The organism is Corallococcus carmarthensis (assembly GCF_003611695.1).
Lineage (GTDB): Bacteria > Myxococcota > Myxococcia > Myxococcales > Myxococcaceae > Corallococcus > Corallococcus carmarthensis.
In genome coordinates, this window is record NZ_RAWE01000404.1 from 1 (window position 1) to 3,287 (window position 3,287).

Below are 3,287 nucleotides of genomic sequence, written 5' to 3' on the forward strand. Positions count from 1 at the left end.
GGATGGTGGTCGAGGGTGACACGGCCGCCGCATTGGCGCCGGCCGCGCCGCCCGACACCACCACTGAGCCCGTCACGCTGGCGGAGGTGGAGGAGATGAAGTGGACGATGCCACCGCCACCGCCGCCGCCGCCGCCTTCACCCGTGCCGCCGTTGCCGTTGAAGCCGTTCGCGCCGCTGCCGCCCTGCGCGCGGATGGTGCCGCCCAGCGTGATGCTTCCCTTCGCCGCGACCAGCACGATGCCGCCTCCGCCGCCGCCCGTGCCCACGATGGACACACCGGCGGTCCCCGGGTTCACGCCGTTCTGCCCGTTCGCGTTGATGTTGGACCCGGTGACGATGCGGATGTTGCCGCGCGCGGCCAGGAGCACCGCGCCGCCGCCCGCGCCACCGTCGGCACTCGCGCCCGCGTAGAGGCGCGCGCCGGCTCCGCCCGACGCCGACTGCACCCGGCGCACCTGGGCGCCCTGGAACGACGTCAGCCCCACGCCACCGTTGTAGGCCGCCGCCGCCGTCCGGGCGACGCCCGTGGGGGCCTCACCGCCGCCCAGGTCCTCCGCGCCCGGCTGGACGGTGAGCGTACCGTTCACGGTGATGTCACCGGAGGAGCGCAGCACCGTGCCGCTGGGAACGATGAGCTGCCCGATGATGGTGATGCTGCTGAACTGGAGGTTGAAGCCCGCGGGCAACAGGGCCACCCCCGCGGGCTGGCTGAGGTCCAAGGTCTGGCCGGAGGCCACGGTGAGCGCGCCCGCCGAGCCATCGCCGTAGAGCCCCACCGAGCCCGACGGCCCCTGCGGACCCTGCGCTCCCGTGGCGCCCGTCGGCCCCTGCGCTCCCGCGGGGCCGGTCGCGCCGGCAGGTCCCACCGCGCCCGTCGCGCCCGTCGCGCCCGTGGGCCCGGCCGCGCCCGTGTCACCCTTCGCGCCAGCAGGACCCGTCGCGCCGGCAGGGCCCACCGCGCCCGTCGCGCCCGTGGGCCCGGCCGCGCCCGTGTCGCCCTTCGCGCCAGCAGGGCCCGTCGCGCCCGCGGGGCCCACCGCGCCCGTCGCGCCCGTGGGGCCCGCCGCGCCGGTGTCTCCCTTCGCGCCAGCAGGACCCGTCGCACCCGCGGGGCCCACCGCGCCGGTGTCGCCCTTCGCGCCCGTGGGGCCCGCGGGACCGACATCGCCCGTGTCGCCCTTGTCACCCTTGGCGCCCGCGGCCCCCGTCGGACCTGCCGCGCCCGTGTCGCCCTTCGCGCCCGTGGGGCCCGCGGGACCGACGTCGCCCGTGTCGCCCTTCGCGCCCGTGTCGCCCTTCGCGCCGGCAGGGCCCGTGTCTCCCTTCGCGCCCTGCGGCCCCGTGGGGCCCGCGATGCCCTGCGGACCCATGGGGCCCGTCAGGCCGATGGGGCCCTGGGGGCCCGTCGCGCCCGCCGGCCCCTGCACGCCCGGGATGCCCTGCGGACCGGGCGCGCCAGCACCCGGCGGGCCCTGCTCACCCTGGGGACCCGACAGGCCGGGTTCACCAATGGCGCCCTTCTCACCCTGCGGGCCGGCCGGACCCGAGGGGCCCGTCGCGCCCGCGGGCCCCGGAGGACCCTCGGGGCCCGCCGGGCCATCGCCCGCCGTTCCCTCCGTGCAAGCGGACAGCATCAACGTCGCGCAGAGCGACAGCACACGGAAACGCGAGAACTCCCCACGCAGGGGCAAGAAAGCTCGAAGCGGCATGGACCGGGACCTCCCCAACGACAGTCGATGCGGCGACGTGCGGAGTAGGGCCGCGACGCCGTCGCGGTTGTGAAGCCTCGCACACTTGAAGTCTGTCTGCCGGATGACGCACCGCGCGCTTTCGCCTGGAGGCGGCCCATGGTCTGTTCAACGACCAACACCCACAGTCACGCCAGGAGGCACCATGTCCGAGCCGTACATTGGGCAGATCATCATGTTTGGAGGCGATTTCGCACCGCGCGGGTGGTTGTTGTGTAACGGCGCGCTGCTGCCCATCGCGCAGAACCAGGCCCTCTTCGCCATCCTGGGCACCACGTACGGCGGCAACGGGACGACGACGTTCGCGCTGCCGGACCTGCGGGGCCGCTTCCCCATGCAGCCGGGCCAGGGCCCGGGCCTGGCGCCGCACACGCTGGGAGAGGTGTCCGGCCAGCAGGCGGTGACGCTCATCTCTCCCCAGATGCCGGCGCACACCCACCCGCTGATGGCCAGCAACCAGGAGGGCAACACGGAGAGCCCGGAGGGCGCGTACCTCGCGGCCTATCCCCCGGGCACCACCCCCACCCCGTACGTGACGAACCCCAGCACGGTGATGGGTCCGCAGGCCGTGGGCATCGCCGGCGGCAGCCAGCCCGTGCCCATCATGAACCCGTACACGTGCGTGAACTTCATCATCGCGACAGAGGGCGTCTTCCCCTCGCGCGGCTGAGGCACGGAACAGGAGGGCACCGCGCCAGGAGCGCGGGCCCTCGCGCCTCAGGCGCCCACGACCTCCGCGCGGGTGATGCGGTCCAACCGGAAGTGGCGCCGCTCGCCGGACGCCAGGTCCACCGCGTCCAGCCGCGTCTCGTGCCGGTCCATCACCACGGACTCGATGCGCACGTCGCGCACCGTCTCCAGGAAGTTGCCGTCCACGTAGGTGATGCGCAGCGGCTGGCGCTCGAACCACGCGCGCTCCAGCGCCTCCCTCACGGGCTTGCGCGTGGGCAGCGACGGCACGCCCAGGAACGTGAGCTCCCGCAGCCGGTCCAGCAGCTCGCGCTGCGCGGACGTGGACAGCGCCGAGCGCACCTTGTCGAGCGCCGACTCCAGCGTCCCCGTGAAGGGCAACAGCCGCATGCCAATGGCGAAGCGCCCCAGCGCCACCACCAGCGCCGCCTCGCGCGCGGTGAAGTTCACCGGCGGCAGGCTGTAGCCCCGGTCCAGCGCGTAGCCTCCGCCCCGTCCCCGCTCCGCGCCCACCGGCAGCGCCGCGGCGCGCAACGCGTCCAGGTCCCGGTAGATGGTCCGCACCGTCACGCTGAAGCGCTCCGCGAGCACCTCCGCGGTGACGCCGGTGCGGCGGCCCCTCAAATACTCCGCGAGGGCGAAGAGTCGCTCGGTGCGCTGCATGGCGGTGAATCCTGACATACCGCTGTCAGCCGGGGCCCTCAAGCTGGGGGCGAGCCCCAGCGATGCGAAGCCCTCCCGACAGCGCCACGCCGCTCCTGTCCGCCCACCCTTGCGAAGCGGGCACCCACGCGCCTAAGAGCGCCTGGAGCAGCGTCCGCGCGCCGCGCCTTCCGTCCCCCGAGTC

At 74.8% G+C, this 3,287-nt stretch carries 3 protein-coding genes; 1 reads left to right on the forward strand and 2 read right to left on the reverse strand.

The annotated features are described in order from the left end of the window. The coding region (locus D7X32_RS43715; protein ID WP_244239515.1) for a collagen-like domain-containing protein at positions 1–1,711 on the reverse strand (1,711 nt) is incomplete at its 3' end. A 184-nt stretch (positions 1,712–1,895) separates the two neighbouring features. Between D7X32_RS43715 and D7X32_RS43720 the strand changes: the two genes are divergently transcribed. Next, on the forward strand, positions 1,896–2,420 hold the full coding sequence (locus D7X32_RS43720) for a phage tail protein (RefSeq protein ID WP_120608383.1): 525 nt from the start codon (positions 1,896–1,898) through the stop codon (positions 2,418–2,420). A gap of 47 nt (positions 2,421–2,467) precedes the next feature. On the opposite strand, the gene D7X32_RS43725 is transcribed toward D7X32_RS43720, so the two are convergent. Continuing rightward, entirely contained in the window at positions 2,468–3,103 is a 636-nt protein-coding gene (locus D7X32_RS43725; RefSeq protein WP_120608384.1) for a helix-turn-helix transcriptional regulator, read from the reverse strand. Between the last annotated feature and the right edge of the window lie 184 nt (positions 3,104–3,287).